The organism is Microvirga sp. BF8, from assembly GCF_059888585.1.
On sequence record NZ_CM187619.1, the window covers coordinates 4,549,216 to 4,573,762 of the forward strand.

The following is a 24,547-nucleotide window of genomic DNA, read 5'->3' on the forward strand; positions in this document are numbered from 1 at the left end:
GGATTCCATGGGTAGATACGACAAAGACCGTCGTCAAAAAGAAATGGCGATCCGCTACTGCCTGGCTCGGGGCATTGCCCCCTGTTTGGAAGTTCTCGTCCCAAGCGCAAGCGATCTAAGTGATAGCTCCGAGATCCTGACGGATATCGATGTCTTAGGCCTCCAGTTCATGGCAGATGGAGGCTTTCGGCGCACCATATTCGACTGCAAGACAACTAACAAAATGAGCCCGGTGAATCGGGCCTTTTGGGCCGCTGGCGTGTTGAGGTATGCCGCATGCGACGAAGCAGTTGTTATCCTAAAGAACCGCGCCGTTCACAATCATCGTCTATCAGGCCTCAAGATTTCGGTTGATCTACACGACGAAAAGTCATTCGAAGATCTCGGGAAGACATTCGACCTAATGTTCGACGCAGATCTTGTCTATCAATCGTCTATGGACCGCTGGAACCAAGTCTACGATATATATGTGAAGCATGCGTGGTCAGAGGGACTATACATCCTCGGGAGAAGCCAATTTCCGGTTTCAAACCAGCCATGGGCGGCATTCAGGCGGTTAATTGCTGAACTAAAGTCCGTTCGTGGCCATGTAGATCCAGCAAAACCGGATCATGTGGTTATTTTTCTCGATGTCTTGGCTGCTGCATCCATACTCTGGTCGTCCATGGGCCGAGATATTCGCCGATTCTACGATCCAAGCATGGATAAGGCTGCCTTCGAAAAGATCCTCCGCTATTACATCTGGGGTGGCAAGGAGGCCTATCAGATCCGGCAGGAGCTTAGAGGTCGTCTCGACGATGACGGTCAGCCCCTCGAGTTTCCTGCGTGGGGGCGGCTTGTTGGGCTCGCTGGCCTCGTTATCGCCGCCCCACAGGAATTCTTTGGGTGTATTCACGTATGCAGAGAACTTGCCTTTCGGAGGGCCTGTGGAGGCATCGCAGGCCACGATAAACGCCTTTCGGATGCGATGAACCGCAACAAGAGGGTAAGGCAATTCGTGCCGGCTTTGAGCGACTACCTAATTGCAGCTTGTGGACTTCCGAAGGATCTCTCTGACCAAGTCCAAGCGGAACTGTCACTCGCTCCGTAATCAACAAGCCAGAGACATCCTGACGAGAAATCACCTTCGGTAGTACCTGTCGGTCTCGAATTTGGTTTGAAGTACGGTCATGGCCAGCTTACAACTGTTGAGCTTCTTGGTGATACATCGAGTGATGCAAGGCTCTCCCAGTGAGACCAGATGCGAGTAGAATTAATCCTGAAAGACGTCGGTAGTGTCGGCGCAGGCCTGAAACTAAGAGCGTAACTATCGACGCGGCATGGCTGAGTTGAGAGCATTTGGTAGTGCGTCGTTACGACGTTGGCATGGGCAGGTAGCTAGTTTCGTACGGAGAACTCGATATGGCGAGCTGCCAGCCCTTTGCGCATATCGATCGGTTTTGGATCCGGGGCACCCACTTGATCAATCTCGGTACGTCCAATCGGTGATGGCTGCGATCTCCCTGAACAGACAATCGACACCATTCGCCGTTGGATCGGCCCGTTTCAGCGAATTATCCGCCCAGGCGATCCACTCTTCAACACTTCGCCCGTCAATCTCAACGGAGGAGTCGGCATCCATCGATCGCAGTGCAGCGAGGAAATCGCGGACCGTCGCAAGCTCATGCCAGGCCTGAGCCATCTCCTTGAATCGCCGCCAACGGTTCGTATCGCGTTTGCGCCGTCGCTCTTCTTCATACCGGCGCTGCTCGGCGACCTGCCGCTCGCGCTCTGCCGCCTCTCTATCCTTCCGCTGCTGGACGAGGAGGGGGCCCGCCGCGACGAAGGTGGCAAGGATATCTGGTAGCATGCCCTCCATTGGCTGCTTATCAGATTCAAGCCATTGGCGTGGAAGGCCGGCTGGCCATTGCCAGGTCTTGATTTCAAAGACGAGCAATCCGGACGGCACCAGTTCCTTCTTCCAGCCGTTATCGCCGGGTGATCGCCATCGCTTCTCATCGTCAGTCAGCGGCCGCTGTTTCTGTTTTTGCTTCTCGCGAACCTGGAATTCCACTCTCTCGCCCAACAGCTCGGCAAACAGGATGCCCCGCTCTCCCTGCTTGACCTTTCCGCCCTGGCGCTCGATCGCTTTGAACAGCGCATCCAGAATGCGGTGCTTGCGATGATCCGTTTCGGTGTATTCGCTCGGACGGTACAGATTGCGCATCCATGGATCGCGCTCGTTGCGGGCCTGCCGCTTCCTATTCTCATGTTCAGCAAGCCATGACGCGATCACCGGGTGTGGTCTCAGAAGGCGGTCGGGCACCGCAAGAGCGATTTCAGATGCCCGAACCCTGTCCGCCTGGTGCTTAACTTCCGGCGGTAGTTCAATGGGAGGTTGTGGCAACGGTGTCGGGCGAATAGTGATGGGACGTGCGCTGTTAGACTTCGGCAACGGCGTTTGCTTTGGTGCTCTGCCCACGACATGTTTCGCCCAATAGCCGCGCGGCGGATACGGGATATCTTCTCGGTCGCAGATCTTGGCGAGACCATTGCCGCTAATCCCATAGTCCTCGGCTAATCGCGACATCGGTCTCGTCCATACCGCGTCGTAGAGTTCCTCGCGTGTCATCGTCGTTGGCTGTGTCGGATGCGGCTTTGGCTGAGCCCTCGTCAAATTTTCATCAAGGGGCGCCGGAGTCTTCTGTGCCACAACCAAAGCCGCCGCGGGATCCGCTTTGCTATGCTTCAGTTTACGCTTAACACCCTGTTTCGCGGTGTCTAACACCAACGGCTCAATACACCCAGACGGCGTCGGCGGCAAAGGTGGCTGCTCAACAGGCTTCCCGAACTCCTTCCGCATCCAATGTCCAGGCGGGGGCTTTGGGATATCGGCACGTTGCAGCAATGTGCTGAGAATTCCCGTGGTGGTCCCCAGTTCGGCAATCAAGTGCGACATCGGCTCCGACCAAACGCGGTCATAGAGCTCTTTGCGAGTGAAGCGATGTTCCATGGCGATCAAACAGAGCGGCTATTGCGGGATTTTGACAGAAGATATGAGCACAATCCATATAGCCAGAGAGTCCCGAGTTTGAGTCCCAGAGCGCTCACCAATACTTTCAAAGGGTTACCGGCATCTGCCCTTTGACCTGGTTTAGCCCAGATAGCCAAGCGTTAGGACAGCAGAGGCTCGCTTGTTTCCGAGCCAAGCCGAACCGGGGAGCGGGAACGACGGACTGAGTCGCTCAAGGTCTGCTCTCCGCAATCTCCCACTTCCCTGGAAGTGCTGTCACGGAGCGGGCTGTAATAAGTCCAGGATTGTCCGATCTTGCGTCGTGAGCAGACCCTCTTCTAGCCTGTCTGAACTTCTCAATTTGACCCAAAGCAGAGGTTCGTGCCGCTTATTAGTGATGTCGGCTTTGCGCTCTATGTCAGAGGTTTAGAGCGGTCATTGCGCAACTAATGGTCAAGGGTTGGTATGGGCCTGATAGCTGTCGGCACGTTGAATCAAATGGGTTCCATTTTCCTCAGCTCGGCACCCAAGGTGACATCAACCTTTTCCCGGGCATCGAATGCCGACATGCCCGATGCCATCAGATCATGGAGTTCATCCAACATCCGAAGGTGATAGGCGGGATATTTTCGAAGCGCCTTGGGAAGCCTCACTCCACCCCGAAATACGTGCCTGCCTCCATCATCTGTATCCAGCCACTCGATGAAGGGGTCGGGGATGAATTGGAACTGTGAAGGCGCCTGCACCAATTGCGGCGTCAGACAAAGCCAATGCCCGCGCGTTTCTACAACCGAATGCAAGATGAGGTCCGAACCGTAGATCAACCATCCACAAACATGACGGCTCACCCGATCCGGATCGTTTGCCGCCTGTGCGAAGCAGTTTGCATGGCAATCGTATGGAAGCATGCCAGCGGCCAACAACTGCTCCTCGGGTGGCCGCGTGACAGTGACACGCGGCAGGGCAAGAACCTCCGTAAGGGTGTTCGCCTCCCATTCGGTTGCTGGGAACGCCATTTGCTCGGCATTTCGCAAGGCCAGTTCCCCCAGTTCTTCTCTTCGGAGCGTGTTGTCAGCCATTGTGCCGTTGCCCATGTCGCTGTCGATCAATTGCTAGTTATCAGTTCCCGTCCGACCTGGGTTGCTAATGACAGAGATGGAGTAGGCCTCAGCGCTCCATTTGCCCGATAATGGCGCATATCTCCTCAAGGTAATCTTTCTGCCGAGGATCGGTGCCACGCCGGAGAACATCCGGGATCTTCGCGAAGAAGTCGTCCGGATCGTCGAACCGGCGCGCCAGCATCACGTCGATCATCTGCTTGCGCAGAATGCACCGCTGGGGCTCAGCACCGGGATAGTCGACCTCGATCCGGGTCCGCCGGAACTCTTCCAGCTCCGCGCGGGCCTGCTCAAGGGTGATCTTGGCTGCGGACCTGGTAGACGATGGCTTGGGTGCATCGGCCTTGAGCGATCCAAATCCTAGGGGCAGGGCAGCCTGCGTTGCAGCCTTCCTCTTCGATGCGGGAGCAGGCTCCCAATCGAAAAGCGTTCCGTCAACACTCTGGCGAGCGGACGCCTTCTCCGCTGGCTTCTCCTCAACTGGCATCTCGGTTTCTGACTCGGCTGCCGGATGGTATTCCGGAATGGACACCCGGTACTCGGGGTAGGCCGTGATAGGCATGCTGCGCAGGGCCTCGATCTGCTTGACCAAGCGCTCGGTCTGGGTGTCGGCGTTGTGGAACCAGTCGGTCGACCAGACCCGCAGGATGTTCCATCCCAAGCCGCGGAGGACCTCCTCACGGAGGCGATCGCGGTCGCGGGCGCTCTTGCTCGAGTGGTAGGTCGCCCCGTCGCACTCGATGCCGGCAAGATAGACGCCCGGTTGTTCGGGATGGCGGATGCCAAGGTCGATCCGGAAACCGGAGGCGCCGATCTGCTTGTCCACCTTGTAGCCGCGGTCCTCCAGACGGCGGGCCACCTCCATTTCGAAATCGCTCTCGAACTCGGAACCGACGCTCTCCGCCGTTGCCCGGCCGCGGGCCTCAGCATAGGCGAGATAGCGCTTGAGCACGTGGACGCCCTGACTGCTGGTCTCAGACGGCTTCACATCCATCGATGTCATCGACGAGAAGAGGATGACCCGGACGCGGGCGCGGGAGAACAGGACGTTCAGACGCCGGTGGCCCTGCTTGCCGGCGATCGGTCCGAAGCGCTGCAGAACCTGCTTAGAGCCCGGGGCGGGACCGTAGGTCAGCGAGATGAATACGTAATCGCGCTCGTCGCCCTGCACATTCTCCAGGTTCTTTACGAAGACCGGCTCACCCTTGGCTGCGACCTTCTCACGATAGGTCTTCACCAACTCTTCGCCGGCCTCGAGCCGCCGCAGCTCCTCGAAGATGAGGTCCCGCTGGTCGGTGTTGACCGCCACGATGCCGAGGGTTGGAATGGCGTCCTCGGGGAGCTCAGCGTGGTGGCGCATGAAGGCAACCGCCTCCTCGGCCGCATGCTGTGCCTCAATGACGTTGCGCCGCTGCTGGTAGATTCCACGGACCGGCACGAGGTCGATCGAGAACGAATCCGGCTTCGCCATTGGGAAGGTGATCAGGCCGCTCTCGTAAAACTCCTTGTTCGAGAAGGCGATCAGGCTCTCGCACCGGCTGCGGTAGTGCCACTTCAGACGACGGACGGTCCGGAAGGTCTTCTGGCAGGCTTCAAGGATGGATTCAGAGTCGATGTCCTCGAAGTCGTCGGCGTCGTTGGCGACCTCGACCGATCGGTTGAAGAAATCTGTCGGGGGAAGCTGCTTGGGATCGCCGACTACGATCACCTGCTTGGCCCGAAGGAGGGCGCCGAGCGCATCCTCAGGCTTCATCTGAGAAGCCTCGTCGATCACCAGGATGTCAAAGAGGAATCCAGAGCGCGGCAGGTACTTCGCGAGGGAAAGCGGAGACATCATGAAGCACGGCTTCAGCGACCGGATCGACTTCGGCGCTCGGTCGAGCATGGCCCGAACCGGGGTGAAGCGGCGTGACTTCCTGAACTCATTCTCCAACAAAGCCATCTCCGTCCACGAGCGGCGCGGCCCTCCGTTGTTTCCGGAGTGGGTCTTAGTGTTGGACAGGAGATTAGCCAAAATCTCCCGGCGATCCTTCTGAACCTTCAGAGAGTCCTGCTCGGCGAAGGCCCTGCGCATGGCGTCGAGGTTCATACCGGAGGCCTGCGCCAGAACTGTGTTCTGCCGGCGGGCACGATCCGCCCTCTGGGCCGTCACGAGGTGGTCGAAGAGCTTGCCCCAGGTATCGTACTGCCTAGGAGCGGCCTTCTTGAGCGCCCGCACCACGTCGCCGAGCCCCGCAGAGGCAACTTCTGAGTGACCCTCCAGGAGCCCGAGATAATCCGCGAGTTCGTGACCATGGTCGAGAAGCTGGGTCGCTGACTCGACAACCTTGACCGGCGTCCCGTCCTCCCCGAGATCGTTCACGCCGAACCGCAATCCAAGATCACCCACTGTCCGGTCGAGTTGCTCGACGTCTGCCTGCGCCTCACCCGCAAGTTGCCGTAGCTCGTCGAAGACGGCAGCCCCGTCCACGGCGATCAGGGTTTCACGGACCTGCGTTGGCAGATCGCTCTCTTCGACAAGGCCTATCCACTTGAGGACATCCTCAAGCCGGTCGAGGCCGCCGGGCATCGCACTCAGTCGGTCAAGCAGGCCGCAGGCCGAATGGGTCCGCAGTTCCTTGGCGAGCGACCGGCGCTCCAGTTCGGACGAAGCGATGCCGGCAAGCTCTGCCAGCGTCAGGTCGATCAGGCCGAGGGCGCTGTTGGGATCGAGCCCCATGAACGCGTTCAGATAGGCATGATGCTTCTTCCAAGCATCGACCCGCTGCTCCAAGGGCCCTTCGCCAGTCAGGTCGGGATGGGCCGTGACGGCCTTGAGGGAGGCCGAGCCGTCAGCCAAAGCAATGAACTGGGCCAGGGCATCCGGGCCCAGGCCGAGAAGGCGCCGCGCGACGCCATCCCCGTCATACGCCTTACCAAGCTTGACTTGCAGCACGTCCCGGTTGTCTAAGACGGTCGCCAACTCCTCGAACGGCGTCGCGAAGCCCATCCATAGGTCGCCGACGATCCGCTTGTTCTCGGAGTCTCCCTCAAAGGCCACGAGCGCCCGAAGATGGCGGGCTAGTTCGCTGATCGTCTCTCCGACCTTCTCGCCCTTCGGATCGAGCCCGAGGGAGGCGGCGACCGCACGGGCCTGCTTCAGCTCACCTCCGAAGCTGGCGAGCATCCGCCCGATCATTCCCTTGTTCAGGATCTCGGCAGCAGTCTCGAGCGACGCGGCATCCGGACGCTTCGCTGGGTCATAGGAGGGAACCCGCGACCGAAGACCCCGGTCGGCCTGCCACAAGGAGCGCCACCGTTCTAGAACCTTCCGGAAGGATCCCACGTCGCCTGCGGGCAGCCATCCCCACAGCCGGGCGTGCTCGGTCGACTTGCCCGCCAACAGTTCAACTGTCGTGGCAATGGCAAGGCCCAATGTCTCAAGAGCCCGCGCGTCACGAACCGCCATCTTCAGGATGTCATAGGCGGGCCGGAGATGCTCCGCCGCGGCGATTAGGGCCGCCACGCCATCCGCAAGGACCCTGGCCTCGTTCTTCGCAACAGCCGGAGTCATCCTATTCCGCACGTCGGCCGACCATGCGAATTCGTCCAGCCGCTTGGCCAGCTGCAGCGTGCCGTCAGGAAGTCCTGCGACATCCCTGTATTGGGCGACCGCCGCTTGGAGGTGCGCGATCCTCCGGCGGATCGAAACAGCCTCGCTGACCTCCGCAACTCCGATCTCCAGAATGTCAGGAACAAGATCGAGGTCTGGCGGACTCGGAAGGGTGGGGACGGCTGCAATAACCGACCTCAAGTCAGGAAGCGTCTCGACGCCAAGCTCATTCCGCCCATCGAGGACGTTTCCGATCCGCCCGACGATCTCCAGGAGGGTCTGGATCAGGGCAAGGATCTCCTCGGACTCGTAGCGGGGCCCCCGAAGCGCCTCGAACGACGACCATGGCGAATCCGAAATCGGCCCGAAGCTGGCCTCGAAGTCGGTCAGGATCCGCGCGAGGACGTCGATCCTGCTCCTGGCAACGAGCGCCTCGTTCGGATCGCTCAGCAGGATGTCCGGCATCCTCACCGCGTTCAATGAGCGAAGAGACACCGGCTCGAACTCCGAACGCCCTGCGATCGCCCTCCACATCAGGCTGAAGGGGGTCTGCTCGTCGTCGCCTGGGGCGTGCAGGGCCGACAAGTAGGCCTTCGTCAGCTCCTTCGCGTTCTCCCAGGTCTTGAGGTCCATCCGCCTCGCACTGGGATCGAATCTCGGGCGGCCGAGCTCTGCCCTTCTGCGCAGGCTGTCGATGACCGCCCTCGGAGAGGCCTTGTCGGAATGGAGCTCGAGGCAGAAGTCGCCGAGGCCGGCCCGGTCGAGGCGGCGCTTCACGACCTCGAGGGCCGCGAGCTTCTCTGCCAGGAAGAGGACCGACTTGCCCTCGTTCAGGGCGTTCGCGATGATGTTGGTGATAGTCTGGGACTTGCCGGTGCCGGGCGGCCCCTCGACGACCAGGTTATTCTCCTTCATCACGTCGATGATGGCGGAATGTTGGGAGGCATCCGCGTCGTGAATCAGGACTGGGGCGATGGCCTCGACCTCGGGATTGTCGATCTCGTAATCCTGGGGAATGGCCAGGGACGCCCCCTCTCCGGATCCCTCGGCACCCGTCAGGATAGCCTTGACCAGGGGATCGCCGGCCGGCGTCAGCTTCCAGTTCTCAGGGTTGAGGTCCTCGTACATGGCAAGCCGGCCGAAGGCGAAATGACCGAGGACCATGTAGCGGCGCACCTTCCACCGCTCCAGTCCCTTGATGGCCTCCTGGACCTCCGCGAAGTACTCCTCGACCGACGGCTGGTTCTCCTCATCCGCACCAAAGGCGGGCAGGTTCCGGCCATGCTCCTTCTCGAGATACTTCTCCAGGTTGACGTTTGTCTCCGCCCATTCGGCCGTCGCCGCCAAGGAGAACACGGTCTTGCCGCGGACCGTCCTCTCGTCCAGGCGCACGGGCAGAAGGAGCAGAGGGGCATAGTTGACCCGGTCGGAATGCTCGGATTCGTACCATTCGAGGAACCCGAACGCGAGGAACAGCGTCGAGAGGCCCATTTCCTGCTGCGACAGGCGGGCCGCATCGGAAATCTTCTCCAGCCGGGCCTCAAGGTCGTCCGGGAAGAGCATCGTCTGGAGCTTGTTTCCCTTGCCTCCGGCCTGCTTGGAGGCGGACGGCAGGTTCATATCTGGATTGATGCCGTGCTTGCGAGCGTGGGCGATCAGGTCGAGTTCCTTCCGCGCCTTCAGTTTCGGCATCCCGAGGGAAGCCCGGACCTTGTCGCTCAGCCAGCGATCGAGCTTGGCGATCTCAAACTCGTCGTCCCGTGCAAGCCCGTCCAACGCCTCAAGCTTCGTCAGGTACTCCAGATCGGAGACCTTTGCATGGGCGAGGGTGGACTGGAACTCCTCGGTCTTCTCATCTTCAGGAATGTCGTCCGGCTCCGGCAGAGCCTCGATGTCGACCGAAGCCTGGTCGTAGGCGAGTTTATCATGAACATCTTCGGGAGCCTTGTCGACGAACTGAAGATATCTCTTCAGGCGCGGTGACAGCTTGAAGTTCAGCATTGGGTTGCGCCGCGAGAGGTCTAAGAGCTTCTCCCGCAAACCATCATAGAGGCCAGACAGGCGCCGTTTCTCTGCCTCGTCGAGGTTGTGGAATGGATCGTCAATTCGATAGGCAGACGCTGCAGCGTTGTCGGAGGCTCGGAACTGGGATGCGCTCATTGCTGAATACTTGACCTCTGAACTGTGTAACTTTGAAGCTGAATCTTTGGATTCTGCAGGCTGATCCCCGGACCATCTAGCGGGTCGTATGACCGCTGCCGTTCTTTGAGCTGAGCTCAGGCCGACTGCGGCGCTAGGTGCTCCTCCGCCAACAGCCAGATCAACCTTTTGAGAAAAAACCTTCGCGCCCTGGGCTTTCGCGAGAAGCTCCCGAGAGCGTGGCGTGCTTCGATGCCTGAGTTCATCAATGAGCACATTGAGAGCACGGATATCTGGCCCGCAGTTCTCGAAAAGTGCCTCAAGCTCATTGATCTTGAGCTTGCTGTATGGGCGATCTGGCATGCTTCCGGTGGTACTCGGTGGGTAGGACGATCAGATGGGCCAGCCTTGTCAAGGGTGGCTCCACGCGTTGGAATGTCCGAAGATTGCTCGGTGACGAATCTGAATACATTCGCCATCCCCTCAGCAGTTACTGCATTGTTCGGAAGCAATGTTGCATAAACTGTCAGGCAAAGGGAAATAAGACCCTAGTATCATTCTTACGTATTCCCAAGCTCATTGGTGCCTATCCCTATGTGACAGCACAGACAGGTTCTAGTAACTAAGATTCGCTAAGGTAAGGTTTTGAAGTTCCTGAAAGTAACTAAATAACGCAGACAATCCACTGCCGGGATGCGGTATATGGTGCCGGACGGGTGGGCCTTTTCCTGCCGCCGGACAATAAGCAGCAACGTCCGATAATGGCACCGGGCGGACCTTAGCCGAAGTTCCGCACTGGTGGCGTGAGCTGACCCTCATAGCAAGAGCTTAATGGCTCAGGTTGACCCCGGACAGACATTCCCTTCAACCGTTCTCTGGCGGCGGATGCGGCAGAACTCTCAGTTCGCTTGGATGAGTAGCATCCGGTCCGGGTGCGCGTCCGCGTCCGCGTTGTTCGAAGTCGGCTCATAGCAAGGCGGATACTGCTCCACGAGGAGCATGGATGATGTGCTTGCACTCCGACTCCTACTCGTTCAATTTGCTTGGAGTGCGAGCAGATCGCGGGCGGATGTCGCTGGCTTCAGAAGTCGTGAACGTTGCCTCTCAATAGCTATTGAGTCACACCTTAAGAAAATCGAACGAATATTAAGTCTTAAGTCTAATCTGTTCGAGCGTCACAGCCTTGACCGCCCACCAGCCGACAAGAAGAATATTTCAGTAGCTGATATCCACCGGTGCCGCGGGAAGGTCCTCCTGTGCCGGCAACGATGTTGCAAAAAGCGTCGTGGATAGTCGGAGGGGGTATGAATCAGAATAAAGTGCCACCCCAGGCAATCCTGGTCGGTGCGAATCTCGCGCTGAGGCGATCGATTGAGGCTGCCGATGCTTCCCCTTTTCTTGGGCATCACGCTCTCGACCCAGGGCAACACGATCGCGTCACGACAGTAGTTCGATCGATTGTAAATGGTGACGCCGAGCGCTTCGTCGGGCTATTTCGATCCTACTCCCTTCTGTGTGCCTGGTTGATGGTTAAGGGGCTGGCGGAGGAATACGCACAGGACGGTACTGCGAATGTCTACCGACCCATCGCGCGTATATTGGGCGCTAAAGAGGTTCCGAATTCTGTTCGGCCGCCATTGAACATTGCATTTCGGCGCGCCTGCTTGCGCAGTGGTCTTGCTCTTCCGCCCCGATTGGAGGTCGAACAAGCAGATTATGTGAGCGACTATATCGTCCAAGCGGGCGTTGCCCACTCTCAGCTGGAATCTCTTGCAGAGGCTTTCCATAAGGCGCATGCCAGACTTGGACCCCCGCCTATCGACGACACGCACCGTCTGCAGCACTGGTCCTGTGAGGCCGTCGAGTTTGCCCACCCAGGCCTCGTACGGCTGCGCCGGGTGATTTACTCCGATAGCGTCGGCTATCATGCAACAATATTTGAGAAACTGGCGAGCGGCGACACTGCAATCTCACCCTTCGAGAGGTCCTTCTCGAAGGCAATCCAGGCCACGCGTGCGGGGAGCCGAAGCACAGGCAGCATGCCTCCTCGCGAGCCCGCGCTCACCTTCAGGGACGGCGAACTCGCGGTTGAGAACACAGGTCAGACGTATTCTGTTGTGCTACTGATTGACGGACGCGAGCGGTTTCTTTCGTCCGGAGCACGGCATGGCCTGAATGCGCCCTGGCCAGAGAGCATTACGTGGCGGTTCACTGACAAATCGGGCTCAGAGAACCTGTCGCGCCTGAACATCATAGACGCTGATGAGGTTCTCATCTTCGACGGAGAGAGCGGTGCGCTCCTGCGACGCGTGACGCAGGAGATGAGCAATGTTGCGCTCGAGGCTCCGAGTGTCTTCATCGTCGCACGCAAGCCATTCTGCGTCGATGACGAAGAGGGCTACGATCTTGGAGGGGCGTATGCGTATTACGCTTCCCTAGAGGCCCCGATCAATCTCCATATGGGCGGTCGGTCCATCCAGCTGAGCCTCGTTCAGCGTCCCCGGCTACTTGTCGACGGCCGGCCAATTGCCTCATCAGGCGGCAGTCCATTGGTCATGCGCCCGACGAGAGTGCGCATCTTTGCTGATCCCGACACGTTGAGAGAAGCGCTCGTCGTGCGGATCGAGCATCCTGCGATGGCGGCCCCGATCGATGCTCCCGTGATGCGTGGGGACGACGGTGCCTTCTTTGCTAATCTTGAGATGCTGCCTGAGAGCGGTCCATTGGGCCCCTTTCGAATGTCTCTGAACTTGAAAACGCAGCAACGGGCCATTGCGCGAACCCGCGTTTGGCTGTGGCCCGGGCTCCGCGACCTGCTCGACGGAATGATATTTGACGCTGACATTCCGTCCAACTTCGATATCAATGCGAGTAGCCACATAGAGAAATCCGCAATCGGGCGCCTCGAGCTGGCAGGGGGAGGGAATTACCTTTCTGCGGTTCTTGCCTTCAAGCTACCCAACAACGAACGGATCAGCTTTACGTTCGCCCGCCCCGGGTTGGTTCTCTCGATCGCTCCAACGAACGGACCCGAGCGTCCTGTTGAAGCTGGCACATCCCTCGTGCTATCCGATGGTCTCGATGGCAGCCTTGTGATCCGGTCCTCTGATAGCAAGGCATGCCTCGACATTTGTGGTCGCCACGAAACAGAACCCTTTGCGGCGACCGGTATACGCCGGATTTCACTGGCTTCGCTTCTCATCTCAGACGGGCACAACGAGGTCCGATATTGGCCCAAGGGTGACGAGCGCCAGGGCTTTCAGCTCGTGCGTGTTGTTCCCTCCACAACGCCACGAACGTTCAAGTGGTCGCAACACGCTGAAATCATAGAGATCGAAAGCCGGTTTCTCATTCCAGTGGATGCGGTGCGGCTAAACCTGACCCATATGGCGACTGGCCAGGTCCTGACTCTTGATGCTGCCGTCGGACGCCGTCCCGTGGCTTATTCCGAGGCTGAGGCGTTCTCGGCGACCCAGTACAGTGCCGACCGTTCCGATCTGCGGATGCGTCTTGATCGCCGGTCCTTCTTCGAAGGAATTTGGCTTGCCGAGATCTCCATCCGAGCCGAAGGAAAGGACGAATGGCGTCCCGTGATCAACGAGCGTCTCGACGAGTTTTCCTTTGCTTTTGATGGGTGCGGGACACGCGCCATTCTCCGAGACGGAGCCACCACTGTTTTCTCTCGGCTCAACACGGTGCTCTCGCGCTGTTTCGCGCCAGAAACATGGCCGAGTGTTGGGTCGGTGCTTGTCCCCCAATGGAAGGAGCTCGGAGCGAGCTTGATCGGCTCCGAGGCCGGACGCGTCACCCTGATGGCGGCGGCAGGCCAAGGTCCGGCAGCGTTCTGCTCTCCCTCCTGGATCCCCATTCATCATCCTCTCGAAATCGCTCCCGATCTATTCGAGGCGCCGCCTCATGATTTCGTCGCATTCACCACTGGCTCGGCCGAAGGGAGCGAGCATCTGGCCAGGATGTCCAAGCTTGCCGAGTGCCAAAGAATCCGGGATGCGCGAGAAACTCTCAACGTCGGGCTTGCCTTTTTCCTTGGCTTCGAAAATTTGATGCATGCCCAAAGGTCAGATCGGATCCGTCTCAAGGGCTTCATGTTCAATCGGTACGCGCAGGCGAGCGAGTTGGACAGCGACGAAGAGGGCACGTTCTGGAATACCTCTCGCGACTGGCTCACCCGAGCACACCACTCCTGGTGCTGCGCCCGTGCCTACGAGCGGATCCAGCGCGTGGCTCCTCCGGGTAGCCGGGCGAACGAACAGCGCCTGCCCGGGGTGACACGGTTCGCGCAAGTGGCGCGAACCCAGATTGGGTTGCGCTATCTTCGAGCGCCTGAGCACTTAAGTGAAGATATGGCCCTCGTCGAAGCAATGCCTGCGGCGCTGTCGGCCTTTGCAAGGGCATGTCGGCATCGGGAAACCTCGCCATTCCTGAAACCCATTGCGGAGCGTACGGAGCGTTCGATGGATGAGGCGCTTCGGAACGTTGCATTTCTCATACGGCTCGCTCCGGAGCTGTTCGCGTTTTACATGATTTTTTGGACTCTTGTGACGACAAGCGAGACACGATGAACGATCTCAATCCTCTGAGCTTTCGAAATACTCTCAGGGAGACGATGGCACGCTATATGGCGACGGCCGTGCCTGTATCGCAACAGCGCCTGCCGCGCCTTGCCAGCGCCATCCGGGCGTCTTTGAACGCCGCCGAAACAGAGCTCGTGAAGGGACCATACCTCGAGAGCTTGCCCGATTTTGAAAAGGGATCGAGCCTCCGCCAACTCGTGGCTGCCGGCGTTCTTTGTGACCGCTGGCTCGCGATGGACAGAACCGGCTTTTCGAGTCTCCTCGACCGACCGTTACACCGTCATCAGGAAGCAGCGCTCCTGACGGCTGCTCAAAGGCAGAATTATCTGGTCGCGACCGGAACGGGCTCCGGCAAAACCGAGAGCTTTCTTTATCCGATCGTTGATGCCCTGCTGCGCGATGATCTCAAGCAGCCTGGTGTCCGTGCCATCCTGATCTATCCGCTCAATGCGCTCGCCAATGACCAACTCTACTTCCGTATCGCGCGTTTGCTCCTGCGCGAACTCGGCGATCCCGGTATCACGTTTGGCCGGTTCACCGGGCAGGTCGGTTCCGCCGCGACCCGAGCGGAGGAGGAAAGCCGGATTCTGGCCAACAAAGCGATTCAGCGAGCCCTGAACCTCGACACCCGCGTCCCGAAGAGCTGGTTGTTGTCTCGTGAGGAGATGCTGAAAGCACCGCCGCACATTCTGGTAACGAACTATGCAATGTTGGAGCATCTCCTGCTGCTCCCGCGCAATGCGCCGTTGTTCGAGGGCGCAAATCCCCAGTTCATCGTGCTCGACGAAATTCACACCTATGCCGGCGCGCAGGCAGTTGAAGTTGCTTTCCTGATCCGGAAGCTCAAGACGCGACTTGGTCTTGGACCCGAAGACCTGCGTGCAATCGGGACCAGTGCCAGTTTGGACCAAGATCGTAAGACGGAGCTTGTACATTTTGCCGGCGATCTCTTCGGGGCTCCATTTCCGGCTCCTGAGAAGGCAGTGATTACCGGAACCCGCAAGCTGTACCCGGCACTGCGCTCCGGTACGGCCGATCAGACAATGCGAGCCGAGGCATGGGCGGAGGCTGGCGGGGCGGCGGCCGAGATCGTCACTCTCGATATGCCTTCGATCGACGACTGGAATGTGCTATGTGCTGATCCTGCCCTTGCGGCGTTGCGCATCGACCGCGGGAGATATTCTTCACTCGGGGAGGGCTTGCTGTCGGTCCTTCCTCGGTTTGAAGAGGTCCGTCGCCTCGCTGATCGCCTCGAGCGCGGATTGGCTGCGGTGACCGAGGTTGCCGCGCACCTGTTCCCCAATAATCCTGCCGATGTCCAGCTCGCTGCCCTCCGCGGCATCGTGGCGCTTTGCGTTCTGGCGCGGCGTGAGAACGAGTTCCCGCTCCTGCCGGCGCGCTACCACTTGGCCGCAAGTGGTATTGAGGGGGGCGTCGTACGCCTCGACCCGAACTCCACCGAGGGCTGGTCCGATTTCAAGCCACTTCGCTCATTCGACCCGGGAGACGGGACAGCCTACTTCCCGCTTCTGGCTTGCCGGAACTGCGGCGAGGCGTACGTGGAGGCTTGGGAGCACTCGGGCGGGTTGAGTCCGAAGCTGCAGCCGGGTGGACGGCGAAAAGTGCTGCGCCTGATTGCGCAAGGTACGGCGCTTGACGATGATGAACTCGAGAGTGACGAGGAGGCGCAAGCCGAGGAGGCGGAGCTTTTCCGAATTGATGCCAGGACCGGCACGTTCGTCGATGAAGGTGCAGACGGGGCTATGACGCTCGTTTGCGCCGAGATGAAGGAAGATGACGAGGAGCGACGCAGCTACGTCGTTCGCTGCAGCTGCTGCAATGCCTCCTCGGGGGTTCATCGCGAGCCGGTGACTCCCCTTCATCCTGGTGATGATGCGCTCGCAGCCGTCGCGTCTCAACACCTGCTCGAGGCACTGTCCGGTAGTCAGGATGGGGACCCTCGGCCCATGGATGGCCGAAAGATGCTCGTGTTTTCCGACAACAGGCAAGATGCCGCGTTCTTCGCCCCATTTTTCGAGCGGACCAGCAGGGATCAGGCCATCCGTGCCGCGATCGCGCGAGCCGTGAAATCCGCTAGAGGCGAGCCGCTCGACCTGATTGATGCGGCCGAGAAAGCAAGCAAGATCCTCCGCAACCGCGGCCAACGCGATTTTCCGTTGTTCAACCGGGACGGAATCACGCAGCGAACATCGAGTGCCAGGGACCAGGCGATCCTCAATTGGGTTGCTGCGGAATTCTGCTCTCCCGCCAATGCACGACTCTCTCTCGAAGCGCTTGGGCTCGTGTGCGTCGAGTACGACAAGAAATCCGTGAAAGACGTCGCTGATCGAATGCGGTACGAGGTGCCTGCACTGGGCTCGGACGCAGACGGCGTCGCTGCATTGTTCCTGGACTGGATTCGCCGCTCCAGGGCGATCAGCGATCTCGGTGAGGAGATCAATCTCACCGATCCGGCCATTTGGGGAGAGCGGCACAACCAGAAGAACCGGTGCTATGTGGCCGAGCGCGAGCCTCGCCAGCCCAGCACAGTGAAAGGTATCCTGCCGACCCGGGGGCGAGACAACCGGTTCACGTGGTTCCTCAAGCGTTTAGGTCTTGACGACAATTCCGCACGAGCCGCCATCGTGAGCTTTTTTACCACGGCGCAAAGGTCAGGCTTGCTGATCCGTCATGCACCCGGTCAGGCCCTCGACCTTCGTAAGGTTCGCTTCTTCAGCGGCAATGAAGCCGCCCTCCTGCAGTGCGATTCCTGTGGTGCCCGTACGCAAAGGAACGTGCGGGGTGCGTGCCAAGCCTGGAAATGTGAAGGGACACTTCGGGCTCTGGACGGGCAGCAACGCAATGTATTCGAAGAGACAAATCACTATGTCCAGCGCTACCGCTGTGACGATCCCATGAGCGGCATTGCCCGTGAGCACACGGCTGCCATCGGCACGGAGCGTCGCGAGCAAATCGAGGAGATGTTCCGCGAAGGCAGGCTCAATCTCCTGAGCTGTACTACCACGATGGAGATGGGGGTCGACTTAGGTGACCTTGAAGCAGTTCTCTGCCGCAACGTTCCGCCCGGGATTGCGAGTTACCAGCAGCGGGCCGGTCGTGCAGGTCGGCGCGCGCAGGCCGCTCCCGTTGCTTTGACCATCGCTCGAAATGGGAACTTCGACCAGGCGAAATTCCGGGAATTTTCCAGCTATCTCACAGAGAAAGCGTCCGTCCCCTATATTGCGCTCGACAATCCGGACTTCTTTAGGCGCCATCAGCTTTCGCTCATCTTGTCAGGCTTCCTGCGCAAGCGCCTTGAGGGCAGGACGTCCGAGGGAGCTCCGCGCCTCTCGGATTTTCTCGGCTCACCCCTTGATGGGACTGCGCTCCAAGCGTTCGAGGATAGTTATCATGCATGGGTAGAAAGTGCGGCCGGGAGGGAAGCATTCCAGGGAGCGGAAAACCTCATCGCCCAGTTGCCCGATGACTGTTTTGCCATCGGATTATCCGGTTCTACGCTGGTAGAGCATGCGGGTCAGCGCATTATCCGGTTTGCTCTGGAAATCGCGGAGCAGTGGCAATCGCTTCAAGACCGCCGGGATGAGTATCGGTCTCAGCAGAAAGATCGGGCAGCTGCTGCTGTTGGAGCTGAACAAGAAAAGCTTCTCGCCCAGTTTCTTGTGAGTGCGCTTTCCCGCGCTGCGATGATCCCGACCTACAGCTTTCCGGTTCACAGTTGCCGACTTGAAATCACACAGGATCACGGACGGGTGTCGCATCTCGCGGCGCGCAATGATGCCGGTATTCAGCTCGATCGTGCCGCCGCGATGGCTATTTCGGAATATGCGCCGGGCGCCGAAGTTGTGGCAGACGGTCGGATCTGGGTCAGTAAGGGTATCATCAAGTATCCCAAGGACTTCATGCCAAGGCGCTACTACGTAGCATGCCAGTCATGCCGGCACGTTCAAATCGCGAATGATCGAAGCGACATGAGTGCCACATGTCCGCAATGCGGCGCCGGTGCCGGTCAAGTTCGAACCTTCATCGAGCCGAAAGGTTTTCTCACATCCTACGAAGACCGGGACGGCCGTGATCCGAGCTCGTCGCGCGTTCGGCAAAAGCCTGTCGAAGAAGCCCGCCTTGTTACCCGGGCTCCGGCTCATCTTTACGCCGAGACAGATGTGAGGCAGGTGGTGAGCTTCTTCGCACCTGCATTCCCCAACCAGTACGAAGATATTCCACCGGGCCGTCTCTTCGTCGTCAACCGAGGCTCTAAGGGCGGCGGCTATGCTCGATGCCCCCGATGTGAGTATGCCGATCCTGTTCAGCGCGCGTTTCAGTTCGGCAAACGCCCAGACGTCAAACATTCCGATCCCCGTACGGGCGAGACGTGTTTCGTCACAAAGTTGATGGACCCCGATGACTTGGGGCACGTCTTCGAGACCGACGTTCGGACGATTGCATTCCGCTCACCGATGCCCGCTTTCAACGATGATCCGGAGGGACGCAATCCTTATCGCTTCGCCAGAACCTTGGCCGAGGCCTCCAGGCTCGCGGCCGCACGTCTGCTCGAAACTGATGCTCGGGACATCGCAGCTACCGTTCAGGTCGAGGGCCATCAGCCTGTCGTCGTGCTTTATGACTCGGTGGCTGGCGGAGCGGGATACGTACGCAGGCTGTGCGAGCCAGGGCGATTCTCGGCAGTGGAGCTCCTGAAAGCCGCCATCAAGGTCCTGGATTGCCCCGTGCAATGTGCATCGTCCTGTGCCAAATGCCTGAATGATTATGGGAACCAGCACTATTGGGATGATTTCGACCGGACGCTGGTGCTCGGATGGCTGCGAGACCTAACGGCTGATCGGGAAGCTCCGACCAATTTTGCCTCATCCAGCGCAGCGGCCTGGACGAGCGCGTCGACGGCAGGACTAAAGGAGCGGCTTGCGAGCGCTTCGACACTGGATCTCGTCGTATCGGCGGTCGCCGGCTCCGGCGGATCGGATTTTGCCGATGAGACTGTTCGATTTCTCCGCAACTTCCTGGAAGGAACACCCAGCCGACACGTCCGCATCTTCACCCGAGAACGCCCGTCATCTCTCGCGGCGTTTGCGCCCTCGGCCCAAATTGATGCAATCGAGGAGCTCGCTCGATTAGAAAAGTCGGGTCGGCTTTCGCTCCATTCGGCGAGCGCTGAGATGTTCCGGTATGGTCCGGTGCCGCGTGTTTCAGCGGAGATTGCAGACGGGCGGTTTGCTCTTTTCAGCGATGCGTCGCCCGCGCCCCTGTTTGACGGGGTCGTGAAAGGAAAATGCTATATTGCGTCTCCGCTTCCTCGGGAAGAGACAGCAGCCTTGGCTGATCTGCTCGATAAGCAACAACCAATTCCGAACTTCTTAGGGCAAATTCTCGCCAATACCCATCGCTTTGACTATGCGCCCGGTGTTGCAAGATCAATTTTCGAGGCATTTGGTGTTCTGAAAGGCGCCTCTCGCCCAAGTGTCGGTATTCATGATCCTTACCTGCTCTCAGGCGAACGCAACCGTAAGAACGCTGCAGCATTCCTGTCAGAGCTTGATGGTTTGACTCAAGATGGTCTCGGCGTCGTAACTCTTCGTTGGCGCGAGGATGGCTTACATGGTGCCTACGGTAGGGGATCCGAAAGCGCCCATGAACAAAAAGCCCTGTTCACTCGTGCTCTCTCTGAGCTTGGTGTCAACTATTTACGCCTGTCCTTCATGCCGCAAAAGCCCGGTGGATCGCATTTCCATGATCGCCAGGTCATTGCGGAATATGACGTCGGCGGGCAGCGGGTTCGCTACCGCTTTGATCTTACATCAGGTGTCGACAACTTGATGGACCAGAGCAAAGAGGCAAAAGTGTTTAGAACGCGCATCGACCGCCCATGAATGGAGTTTATAGAGAACTCCTTATAGGAGCTTGGCAATTATCTGTCGCCATACCAGTGGATACTTCAGGGGTGGCCTGGTTGACATTGACTAGGGTGACCGTATAGCGCCCCCTCAGAACAGCTCTCAACTAAAGCGAGATGTAATAGCCGTGGACGCGGAGTGGACAGACGGGGAGCTTCAGGCTGCCGTAGCAGCCTATATTCAGATGTTGCGTCTGGAACAATCTCAGGCACCCTATTCAAAGGCTGAATTCCGCAAGCGACTGCTTGCCTCAGCTTTATCGAATCGCACCGAGGGTGCGGTCGAATACCGAATGCAGAACATCTCCTTTGTCATGGAGAAGCTCGGCTTGCCTCGTATCGCGAAATATCTGCCGGCGAGCAACGTCGGTCCGACCAACGAAGCGCGATTACGCCGGATCATCACCGAAACAGGTGGGGCATTCCAAGGGCTGAAGGTCCCGTCTCGGCTCAGCGACGTCGTAACCGGTGCGGATGCGCTGATGGGGGTGAAAGCGGTCTTCGGAATGCTCAGCTCGCACGTCCTTTGCTTCGGGGCGCGAGGGAGCCTTAACGACAAGAGTGCCTACTCGGTCGCGGCAGGGGCAGCGCGTCGGGCTGTGAAAAGCCCTTTCGTCGTGACGGTCGGTGGAGGCAAGGAGGTGCGGGACGGCCTGGAAGGGCGGGTTTTGAACGTTGCGCGGGTCGCCCTCGTCTATGGCCCCACAAGCGTGTTGGTCACCGACCCGGAGGAAGTCGCGCGGCTGGCGCAGTGGCCCGTTGCCATTGCGCTTCACGATGTCTGGCGGTTTGTCGGCATGCCACACCTGGTCGAGGATCTAGGCTTTCCGGACCGGACGATTCTCGCCGGGGCGCAGGACGGGATCGTTCATCCGGATGAGCCTATGGGTCAGCTCTGGACCGCGCTGTGCGATTGGCCCATTGAGCGCGTGGCTCTGCCGCTTCCCGGAAATTTCTACGACTCCGGTCAGCCTAAGCTGATCGGCACAAGGCTGCCGAGAATTCCGTCCTCGGCCGGTGCCGAGGAGGGCGATCGAGTTTGGAAGCTGCAGCGGTCGATCGAGCGGGACCGCGCCACCGCGCAAGAGGCTAAACGGCTCAATGTGGAGCGATACGGCATCATGACCTGCGAGGCCTGTGAATTCGCCAATAACGATACCGCGATGTTCGATGCCCACCATCCGACACCTCTTGCGGTGGGAAAGAGAACGACGCTGCCCGAGCACCTGCAGATCCTCTGCCCGACCTGTCATCGACGCGCTCACCGGAAAAACCGTCTCGACCCGTACCAGCTCCACGAGCTGCGAGCCTGGGTTGCGGCCGGCCGGCCATGAGACTTAAGGCGGAGAGATCCGTTGCCGCATGTGAGTGAGTTGGGACGTCCTATTCGATTGCATCGCCAAGATCAGCCGCGGCATCGCGCACGCGAGGGCGTAGGACATTGATAAATGTGTTCACCCGTTCAGCGAGCCAGCGGAATGCTTCTTTCCGGATGACCGGGTCGTCGAGGCTGCCGAACGCTTTTGAATCAGTGATGTAATCGCGGCCATATCGGTCTCTCGCTACGTGCGCGGTACCGTCGAGAGCTGGGCCAATGTCATCCCAGTCTGCGAGAATAGCTTCAACGGCGGCTTCGCCGGGGCTGTTCTGATGGGCTGAAAGGAAGACACCGACCGTGCCTTTATAGAGATTGCGATAGGCGGTGATCCAGCTGCTGCGTTGAGGTGCGGGAAGCACGAACACCAGGTACCCTCGGCGCGCAGGCTTAGGCACCGTCTGGCTCCGATCGTCGAGGCGCAGATAATTGTCCACGAACTCCTTCCAGAAGGTTTGTTGGGAATCTCCGAGGGCAGAGCGGTCCGGATCGGTCTCGACGCTTTCCTCACCTGCGGCTTCCGCAGGCTCCTGAACCGCGTATCCATCCGGCAAAGTGACGACGTTCCGAGTGATCGTGTTGGTACGAGCCACAACACGCGGGGCAACGAGACGCTCGCCGCCGGGCAGGCGAAAAATCGGGAACTCCACGAGGCCGAAGGTGAAGTGCAGCCCGGCATGAGCCTGCAGGTAGCTTGCGATGGCCTCGACGTCCTCGCGTATTCCATCGCCTAAGATCAGCAGCAGGAAGCGGCCGCGGCGGAGATTGATGGTCACTGCGTCTGTGAACTGGATTTCGTCGACCTTCGGATCGGCTGCGCGAACCAGATCGAGCAAGGCATCAGGTCCCTTGCCCGTACGGATGCTGACTTCGCGCTGCAGATCGGAGAAGGACCAGCGACTAAGCACCTTGGCGTAATCCAGGATCTGCCCGACCACCTCGCGGCGCGCCTCCGGATTTCGCCAGAGTTTGCACTCGACCAGGACCGGCAGGCCCGAAGGTGTGATCAGGAAGTTGTCCACCCGCCCCGCCTTGCCGAGCTGCATCTCGCGGCAGACAGCAAGCGCGCCCATGAACATCGGGTCGATTTCGGCAATCGGCAACGCACCGGGATGCGCGTGGACCAGGGCCTGGATTTCAGCTTCCAGCATGCCGGCCTGTTGGGTATTCGACTGGGAGATTGGTTCAAGCGCAACAGAACGCCCGTCGGCTGAAACGAGGATGGGTGTGCTGTGCTGACGTTCCACGTATAGGCTCCGGTAGGGCAAGCTCCTCGCCTTAGCTCAACGGCGTAGAGAACGCGAGGTTAAACGTCAGCGATTTTTCAAGCTACCTGCAGAAGCTCCAACTTTCCCTAATTTGTAAAGAATTGTGGTTACGGCTCGACGCCTCAGCAGTTATCAGCCTGTCATCACAAGAACCGGATGCGCGGCGCGTTGAACTCATCGTCCATGGCCCAGGCCAGGAACTGCGTCATGCTGTCGATCTGATCGTCATGACGGCCGTTCGGGAAGGCTGCCACCTCGCGCTGGAACTCACCGAGCCAGGGCGCATCCTCCGGGATGACGATCCGGCCGGCTTCGATCTGCGCCGTCTGGTTCGAGGCGCGCATGACCTTGTCGCCCTGCGGCGTGACGGCGATCGGATAGACCTCTCCTGCATGAGGCAGCTCCTGAATCAGCTGCGTGCCCGAGCCCTTGTCCTCGATTAGCACCGCATGCGGACGATGCTGGTGATATAGGTCGAGGACGCGACGCTTCAACGCCGGATAGTCGAGCCGGTCGCGGTCCACGTCGAGCAGGTAGTAGCTGCCGTTGCGGATCAGCCAGGTCGTGCAGACTGAGTAATCGTTCAACTCGCCCGCCTTCGAGGCCGTGTCCCAGCTTTGGACGATCTGATCTTCCGGCTCGCGGAGAGGGGCATGGCTGAAGCGCCGGAACCACGACCACTTGATCAGGCCACCGTCGATCGGCACCGGCTGCTGCTGGTACTGGGCTGCAAAGTCAGAGGTGCCGAGGTTCAGCCGCATTTCGTCGAGCACGTCCGCCGAGTCCCGCTCCGGGTGAAGAATGTCACCGATCCGGCGCGTGTGGAACTGCCCTCGACCGACCGGGATCGCCTCATCGACCTCGGCCATCGCCGGCAGGTTCAGGTGGTGCCAGCCGCCGCGCTCCAGCAGATGGCCCGCAAGGTCATCCACGTGCAGGCGCTGCATCACCAGGATGATCGCGCCTTCGGCCTTGTCGTCGAGCCGCGACAGCACCGTGCCGTCGAACCAGCGCCGCACGCGATTGCGGATGACTTCCGACATCGCCTCCGCCGGCTTCATCGGATCGTCGATGATGATCAGGTTGGCACCGCGCCCGGTCAGAACCCCGTCGACCGAGGTGGCGAGCCGTCCGCCGCCCTGGGTCGTCTTGAACTCCGACTCGGTGTTCTTGGCCGGGCTGAGCCGGGTTCGGGAATAGAGCTCCTGATACCAGGATGACTGCATGACGCCGCGGCACAGGTTGTGCAGCTCGACGGAGAGGTCCTGGGCATAGCTCGCGCAGATCACCCGCCGCGAGGGGTCGCGCCCAAGGAACCAGGCGGGCAGTGCGACCGAGGCGCAGATCGATTTGAGATTGCGCGGTGGCACCGTGATGATGAGCCGCCGGATCCGGCCTTCTGCCACCTGCTGCAGATGCCAGGCGATCGCCTGAATGTGCCAGTTCCATTTGAACGGATCGCCGGGCCGGATCGTCGCGAAAGTTTTGTGGGTGAAGGCGCCGAGATCCTGCCGGAGGACCGCGTTGAGAACGTCGGGATGCATG

Annotated in this window: 9 protein-coding genes; 4 read left to right on the forward strand and 5 right to left on the reverse strand. The window is 59.5% G+C overall.

The features are described 5' to 3' along the window. The first annotated feature begins 7 nt into the window (after positions 1-7). Positions 8-1,090, forward strand: a complete 1,083-nt coding sequence (locus tag AC522E_RS21460) for a hypothetical protein (RefSeq protein ID WP_500748251.1) — start codon at positions 8-10, stop codon at positions 1,088-1,090. 372 nt (positions 1,091-1,462) lie between these two features. On the opposite strand, the gene AC522E_RS21465 is transcribed toward AC522E_RS21460, so the two are convergent. From AC522E_RS21465 to AC522E_RS21475, 3 genes are all read right to left on the reverse strand, one after another. Continuing rightward, complete coding sequence (locus AC522E_RS21465; RefSeq protein WP_500748252.1) at positions 1,463-2,992, reverse strand: hypothetical protein; 1,530 nt, start codon at positions 2,990-2,992, stop codon at positions 1,463-1,465. A 494-nt stretch (positions 2,993-3,486) separates the two neighbouring features. Further along, positions 3,487-4,101, reverse strand: coding sequence for a hypothetical protein (locus AC522E_RS21470; RefSeq protein ID WP_500748253.1), 615 nt, complete (start codon positions 4,099-4,101; stop codon positions 3,487-3,489). 58 nt (positions 4,102-4,159) lie between these two features. After that, positions 4,160-10,204: a PDDEXK-like endonuclease domain-containing protein gene (locus AC522E_RS21475; RefSeq protein WP_500748254.1), complete on the reverse strand. Its 6,045-nt coding sequence runs from the start codon at positions 10,202-10,204 to the stop codon at positions 4,160-4,162. Positions 10,205-11,145: 941 nt separating this feature from the next. On the opposite strand from AC522E_RS21475, the gene AC522E_RS21480 reads away from it, so the two are divergent. From AC522E_RS21480 to AC522E_RS21490, 3 genes are all read left to right on the forward strand, one after another. Beyond that, entirely contained in the window at positions 11,146-14,421 is a 3,276-nt protein-coding gene (locus AC522E_RS21480) for a hypothetical protein (protein WP_500748255.1), read from the forward strand. Then, a complete protein-coding gene (locus AC522E_RS21485; protein WP_500748256.1) occupies positions 14,418-20,336 on the forward strand; it encodes a DEAD/DEAH box helicase in 5,919 nt (1,972 codons plus the stop codon). The genes AC522E_RS21480 and AC522E_RS21485 overlap by 4 nt, the downstream gene beginning before the upstream one ends. A 316-nt stretch (positions 20,337-20,652) precedes the next feature. Further along, positions 20,653-21,693, forward strand: a complete 1,041-nt coding sequence (locus AC522E_RS21490; protein WP_500748257.1) for an HNH endonuclease — start codon at positions 20,653-20,655, stop codon at positions 21,691-21,693. Between the two features lie 49 nt (positions 21,694-21,742). On the opposite strand, the gene AC522E_RS21495 is transcribed toward AC522E_RS21490, so the two are convergent. Further along, a complete protein-coding gene (locus tag AC522E_RS21495) occupies positions 21,743-22,981 on the reverse strand; it encodes a hypothetical protein (protein WP_500748258.1) in 1,239 nt (412 codons plus the stop codon). Positions 22,982-23,145: 164 nt separating this feature from the next. Next, positions 23,146-24,546: a phage terminase large subunit gene (gene terL, locus AC522E_RS21500; protein WP_500748259.1), complete on the reverse strand. Its 1,401-nt coding sequence runs from the start codon at positions 24,544-24,546 to the stop codon at positions 23,146-23,148. Between the last annotated feature and the right edge of the window lies 1 nt (position 24,547).

Excerpts from the sequence above, each read along its gene's own strand:
- AC522E_RS21460 (WP_500748251.1), top strand. The coding sequence starts at position 8 with ATGGGTAGATACGACAAAGACCGTCGTCAAAAAGAAATGGCGATCCGC.
- AC522E_RS21465 (WP_500748252.1), bottom strand. The coding sequence starts at position 2,992 with ATGGAACATCGCTTCACTCGCAAAGAGCTCTATGACCGCGTTTGGTCG.
- AC522E_RS21475 (WP_500748254.1), bottom strand. The coding sequence starts at position 10,204 with ATGCCAGATCGCCCATACAGCAAGCTCAAGATCAATGAGCTTGAGGCA.
- AC522E_RS21480 (WP_500748255.1), top strand. The coding sequence starts at position 11,146 with ATGAATCAGAATAAAGTGCCACCCCAGGCAATCCTGGTCGGTGCGAAT.
- AC522E_RS21485 (WP_500748256.1), top strand. The coding sequence starts at position 14,418 with ATGAACGATCTCAATCCTCTGAGCTTTCGAAATACTCTCAGGGAGACG.
- AC522E_RS21490 (WP_500748257.1), top strand. The coding sequence starts at position 20,653 with ATGCAGAACATCTCCTTTGTCATGGAGAAGCTCGGCTTGCCTCGTATC.
- terL (WP_500748259.1), bottom strand. The coding sequence starts at position 24,546 with ATGCATCCCGACGTTCTCAACGCGGTCCTCCGGCAGGATCTCGGCGCC.